This is a genomic window from Litoribacterium kuwaitense, assembly GCF_011058155.1.
Lineage (GTDB): Bacteria > Bacillota > Bacilli > Bacillales > DSM-28697 > Litoribacterium > Litoribacterium kuwaitense.
Window position 1 is genome coordinate 69,630 of the sequence record NZ_JAALFC010000016.1, and the last position, 6,720, is coordinate 76,349.

Here is a 6,720-nt window from a genome sequence, read left to right on the forward strand (position 1 = left end):
AAACAAAAGCAATAAAGGGGGTGAGGATCCGCGTTTACTGATCGTTTTTAAAACATTGATAAAGAGAGGGGATTCAAAAATGAAGAATACAATGAACATATGGATGACAAGTATCGTAGTCGTCATGCTTACACTCACAGTTGCATGCTCTGGAAATGAAGCGGAGAAGGCGACTTCGACCGAGGGTGAGAATGCATCGGTTGAAGTGAATAAGGAAGGATTTCCAATCGTTGATGAAACAATACAATTGTCAATGATGGGGCCAAATATTGGTGCAGCAGAATGGGAGGATATGGAGGTTCTCCAAACGTATGAAGAAATGACCAACATGGATTTTGAATATGATACGCCGCCTTTGAGTGATTTTCAAACGAAGTTAAATTTAGCCTTTGCAGGGAAAGACGTTAGTGATGTTATCTATGGTGGCGGTTTAACACCAAATATGGAAGTGGACTACGGAAGCCAAGGCATTCTCATTCCTTTAGAAGGTCTTATTGATGAATACGCACCCCATTTTAAACAGATGATGGAAGAAGACCCGAGTATTCGGAAGGCCATTACGACCATTGATGGTCACATCTATTCGTTACCTCAGATTTTTAGAGACCCCAACTCACCGTGGCCGATTGGGCCGCTCTGGTATAACGGCGATTGGTTAGACGCTTTAGGTGTCACTGAGCTTCCAAAGACGACCGACGAATTTTATGAATTATTAAAGCGTTTTAAAACAGAAGATCCAAATGGGAACGGCCAGGCGGATGAAATTCCCCTCACCGATGTAAAGGAGCGGCATGCGCGCATTTGGCTTCTCGGTGCGTTCGGATTAAAGGAATGGGGCATTGAAGAGGTGGATGGCACGGTGAGATATACGCCAATGACGGAAAATTATAAAGAATATTTGGCGTTTATGAATAAGCTGTATGAGGAAGAGCTGTTAGACCAAGATGCATTCTCACAAACAGATGAACAGAAGATCGCTAAAGGGCAGGACAACCGAATTGGCGTCTTTCAATCATGGTATTCTTACTTTGCGACCGGACAGACTGAAGATGAGGCTGTGAACAATCCGATGTTTCATCCATTGACGAGTCCGGCGTCAGAAGACATAGTTATTGCCCGCGGTGCAGGTATTAATCGAGGCGCTTTTTCGATTACAAGCAACAATCCATACCCTGAGGCGACGATGCGTTGGATTGATTATTTGTACTCTCAAGACGGCTATGAGTTTTTTGCACAAGGACCAGCAGGATACCTTTGGGAGTGGGAAGATGAGGAAGCAGGCACGAAAAAATGGCTGGATGCTCCTGAAGGCTTTAAAACAACCGAAGACTATCGTGGGACATTAACGCCGAACTATGGGATTTCTGCGCCAGGTCTTGTAGATGTTGTCCGTGGCAAAGAAGTGACGAACTTTGATGAGTTTGTCAGAGGCGAGACGAAAGAAAAGATCGAGCCATATGCTGAGGTAGCCTTTCCGCTTGTGTATTTAACGAAAGAGGAACAAAAGGACATTAATACGATTGAAGTTGATCTTGAATCGTATGTCGAGCAAATGGAAGCAAAATTTATTACGGGTGTTGAGCCGTTGTCAAACTGGGAGCAATATGTAGAAACAATCGAAAGAATGAATATTGAGAAATACGTACAAATCCATCAGGATGCTTACGATCGTTGGTCAGCCAGCTAAATACGCACGATGGTCAAAAAAAGAGTTTTTCGGTTTAATTAAAAGCGTTTTCAACTTATAATAGACTAAATGATTTCCGAGATGTTGTCGTGAATAAAAAGGGGACGTTACCGTTCCCTCACTCACTTCTTTCATTTTGAACAATTTTTTAGGGGGATTCAAGTGACGCAAAAACAACCGAATATTCTCTTTATCTTAACGGATCAGCAGCGTGTAGATACACTCAAGGCATACGGTGGGCAAGTCTGTCAAACGCCAAATATCGATCGATTAATGGAAGAAAGTGTCGTATTTGATAATACATATGCGAGCTGTCCCGTCTGTACGCCCGCTCGAGCTTCTTTACAGACAGGGTTATATCCACACAACCATGAAATGAGAAACAATACGTCAGAGCCGGGGTGTCGCTATGACGAGCTCCCGAATAAGCCTGAGCTTTTAAGCAATCAGCTCAAAAAGCAACAGTACAATATCGGTTATACGGGAAAATGGCATCTCGGACTTGGACCTACAAAGGTCGGCTACGCGGGAGATGACTTTGCTGGACACGGTGCCGGAGGGCACGGTTATCAACAGTATCATAATTATTTAAAAGCAAATGGGCTGGAAGTGAAGCATGAAAATAAAGTGACAGGACATTATCAAGGCCATTGGGCAGCTGAGGTCGTGTCACCAGTTGAAACGACGGTGGAGTATTTCTTAACCGAGCAGGCGATCCATTATATGGACAATTTCCGGAAGGCGTCGAATCCATTTTATTTTCAATTGAATTTTTGGGGTCCCCATGAGCCATATGTCGCGCCGACGAAGCATCTTGATCTTTATCGAGATATGGAGCTTGACCCATGGCCAAATTTTTATGATGAGTCGACGAATAAACCGTCGATTCATAATGTGAAAAGGTCAAAGTATAATGACTGGAAAACCTTTGAACCTTACGTGAAACACTATTTTGCGAATGTGAGCTTGATTGATGAGCAGATCGGTCGTCTTGTCAATTACTTGAAAGAGCATGATTTGTATGATGATACAATTATTATTTTCTCTGCGGATCATGGCGAGTCTTTAGGAATTCACGGTGGTTTGTGTGATAAAAACTTCTTTATGTATGAGGAGATTTGCCGTATTCCTTTAATCGTAAAACCACAGCAGTCATTGGCTGAAACACGCCATGAGGAACGTTTTGTCGGGACGTGTGATTTTTATTCTTCGATTTTAGACTGGGCAGGAGTACCAGAAGATGAGCACAATCGTGACGGACGATCCTTTGTCCCGCTTGTCAATAATGAGGAAGTGAGCGACTGGCCTGATCATGTTGTGACTGAGGGAAATGGACTTGCAGAAATTTTGTATACCCAGCGCATGCTTCGCCATGGTCACATGAAATATATCTTTAATTGTGGCGATACCGATGAATTGTATGATTTACAAAACGATCCGTATGAATTAGTCAACCAAGTTGACAACGAGGCGTATCAAGAAAGTCTCCGACAAATGCGTGGGCTATTGGCGTCTTGGATGGAGGAACACAATGATCGTGCTTTAGCGCAATACAAGGATTTACGCTTTTAATACACCTTGAGGAGCCGTCGTTGGGCAACCTGCTCTGTTGCTTAAGCGCTTTTTAATCGCCCCCTCACCTTAAGGAATGAAAGGTGCAGAACTTAAACAAGCTGGTGGGGGGGGAACCTCCTTCGCACTAGGGTTGCCATTTTGTTTGTCTGTATTAATGAAGAAAAAAGTTGTCTCTACTCAGTTTGTTTGACGAGGTAAGGAAAACACAAAGCAAGGGAGGCTCTATGTATGACGAAGCCAAACTTTATTATTTTTTATTGCGATGATTTAGGCTATGGCGACTTAGGCTGTTATGGCTCGGAACACGTGAAAACACCGAACATCGACAGACTTGCAAGTGAAGGTGTTCGTTTTACAAATTGGTACTCAAATTCTCCTGTTTGCTCGCCGTCGCGTGCATCTTTGCTGACCGGAAAATACCCTGTACGAACTGGCGTTGAACAAATTTTAACAGGAAAAAGGGGAAAAGCTGGGTTGTCCGCCTCGCATGAAACACTTTCATCTATGTTTCATAAAAACGGGTACAAGACAGCGATGTTCGGAAAATGGCACTTAGGGACAACGCCAGAAACGCGACCGAATGCCCACGGCTATGATGAGTTTTTTGGTTTTCATGCCGGATGTATCGACTATTATTCTCATATCTTTTATTGGGAGATGCCGCCTGTTCACGACCTGTGGCATAACGAAGAAGAAGTGTGGCACAACGGAGAGTACATGACTGAGCTGATTGCAGAAAAAGCAGTCGATTTTATTCAAAAATACGACGAAACAGACCCTTTCTTCTTATATGTTCCTTTTAACGCACCTCATTATCCGATGCATGCACCAGAGAAGTATATGAAGCGTTTTGATCATCTGCCCTGGGATCGTCAAGTAATGGCGGCGATGATCTCAGCTGTCGATGATGCGGTTGGTGAGGTTGTTAATACACTAAAGCGGTCTGGTCAATATGAGGATACGGTGATTTTCTTTTCCAGCGATAATGGTCCTTCTGTAGAAGCGAGAAACTGGCTCGATGGTACCGAAGACTTGTATTACGGAGGAGATGCCGGAATTTTCCGGGGTCAAAAAGGGAGTTTGTTCGACGGTGGCATTCGTGAACCAGCGATTTTAAGCTATCCAGCTGCCCTCCAAGGAGGACAGGTGTCTGATGAGCTTGGTGTGATGGTGGATATTCTCCCAACCTTTTTATCCTTTGCTGGGATCTCGCATGAGGAGCTCGACATAGATGGGAAAGATTTAAGTGATATGCTTATGAAACATGGAAACACACCACACGATCAAGTGTTTTGGGAATATAATGGTCAACTTGCCGTGCGGCAGGGAGACTGGAAACTCATCGTAAATGGTCATTTAGATTTTGACCATTATGGTGAAGTTCCTGATGCCGTTCATTTATCGAACGTTAGGGAAGACCCAGGAGAGCGTAACAATGTGGCGGATAAGTATCCAGAGCGGATGAAGCAAATGAAAACAGACGTCGAGGCGTGGTATGCGCAGTACACTTAATCTAGTCTAGGCAACACGAAGCTCTGACAAATACGCTGTAATGAGAAAAGGCCTTTATAGGGGCTCGTCTCTATGAAGGTTTTTTTGCTTGGGAAAAAGATGTGATGATACGGTGGCGAGGCGTTCGTACCGAAGAGTTATTTGACGAATGGTATAGTATGGACATGTCTCCAGCTCTTTCATGAAATGGTTGAACGACTGCTTTCCATCAGGGAGTGGTCTTTGAAAATAGAGAAAAGAAATAAATACGTTCAAAGAAAAGGGAGAGAGAGTATGAGGAAAACACACCTATGGGGATGGGCGCTGACCTTCATGATCGTTGTTGCAGGAGCGCAAATGGCGTCAGCCAAAGGAATATCCATAGAATTGGATAATGAACGCGTCACAACAGATGTGGCCCCGTATTTAACGAAAGACAATGTAACACTTGTTCCATTGCGCGTCATTACGGAGGCGTTAGGGGGATTCGCACAATGGAATCAAGCAGATCAGACCGTTCACATCAAAAAAGACGACACAACCATCAAACTCGTCAACAAACAACTCAAAGCTCAAGTGGATGGCAATACGGTCGACTTAATTTCACCAGCACAGGTGAAGGATGGACGGATGATGGTACCGCTTCGCTTTGTTGGTGAAGCATTTGGTATTCGCGTCCAATGGCATCAAGACGCACAGCTCGTACGCTTATGGACGGGGAAAGTGTCAGAACAGCCGCTTTCGGAAAATGTAACGGTGTCCAAAGAAATGCGCGGAGCATGGATTGCTACGATTAATGGTGATTGGCCGTCCAAGGATGCTGTAGGTCATCCGGAGAGACAAAAAGAAGATTACATTACCATCCTAAATCAGCTTAAGGCAATGGGGATTCAAGACGTGTTTGTTCAAGTCCGTGCCGCTGGGGATGCGATTTATCCATCTAATCATGCACCGTGGAATAAAATTTTAACGGGTACGCAAGGCAAAGATCCTGGCTATGATCCGCTCGCCTTTATGATTGAGGAGACGCATAAGCGCGGAATGACCTTCCATGCATGGTTTAACCCTTTTCGAGCCACGACGGGACTTGGACAAGACCTAGCGTCAAACCATGTTGCCAAACAGCATCCGGAATGGATTGTCACTGCGGGAGGGAAGCTGTATTTAAATCCTGGAGACCCTGATGCACGCGAACATATTATCGCGAGCATGGAAGAAGTTGTTCGCAATTACGATGTGGACGGTGTTCATTTAGACGATTATTTTTACCCTTCAAACGTCTGGTTTAATGATGATACAACCTTCGCCCTCCACAATACCACCCACCTTACAAAAGCAGATTGGCGCAGACAAAATATCAATGTCTTTGTTAAGGAGTTAGGTGAAGCAGTTCACCAAATTGATCCGAACGTGTCTTACGGTATATCTCCATTCGGAGTGTGGCGGAATATTGCAGATGATCCTACCGGGTCAGCAACGACAGCTGGTGTACCGGCGTACGATATTATGTTTGCTGATGTCCGTACGTGGATCAAAGAAGAATGGATCGATTATGTCGCCCCGCAAATTTATTGGAGCATTGGCTTTACACCAGCAGCTTATGATGTGCTCGTTGAATGGTGGGCGAATGAGGTGAAGGGGACAGACGTTAAGCTTTACATCGGTCACGCACCGTATAAGATCGGCACAACAGAAGCAGGATGGTCCTCAGCAACCGAAATCATTGATCAGCTGAAACTCAATGAGTCATTTAATGAAGTGGACGGCTCCATCTTTTTTAGCTCACAGTATTTGCTCAAACCTTGGAACAATATGAGTAGCTTGCTCAAAAGTTATTATCGTAACAACGAATAGAATAAACTTATGCTTGAATGAATTTCATAATTCTAAGGTCTTGCCACGCAAGGCTTCCGAGACATAAAAAAGGAAGTACCTCCCCAAATTCTGTATAATGGTAGTCGACGAAA

4 protein-coding genes are annotated in these 6,720 nt (G+C 44.2%); all 4 read left to right on the forward strand.

Translation table 11 applies throughout. The features are described 5' to 3' along the window. Window positions 1–79: 79 nt before the first annotated feature. Window positions 80–1,687 (forward strand): extracellular solute-binding protein, encoded by a 1,608-nt coding sequence (locus G4V62_RS10125; RefSeq protein ID WP_212508737.1) that lies wholly within the window; start codon window positions 80–82, stop codon window positions 1,685–1,687. A gap of 162 nt (window positions 1,688–1,849) precedes the next feature. Next, window positions 1,850–3,259, forward strand: a complete 1,410-nt coding sequence (locus G4V62_RS10130) for a sulfatase family protein (protein WP_165201825.1) — start codon at window positions 1,850–1,852, stop codon at window positions 3,257–3,259. Between the two features lie 231 nt (window positions 3,260–3,490). Continuing rightward, a complete protein-coding gene (locus G4V62_RS10135; protein ID WP_165201827.1) occupies window positions 3,491–4,774 on the forward strand; it encodes a sulfatase-like hydrolase/transferase in 1,284 nt (427 codons plus the stop codon). 273 nt (window positions 4,775–5,047) lie between these two features. Further along, complete coding sequence (locus tag G4V62_RS10140) at window positions 5,048–6,607, forward strand: family 10 glycosylhydrolase (protein ID WP_165201829.1); 1,560 nt, start codon at window positions 5,048–5,050, stop codon at window positions 6,605–6,607. Window positions 6,608–6,720 lie beyond the last annotated feature (113 nt).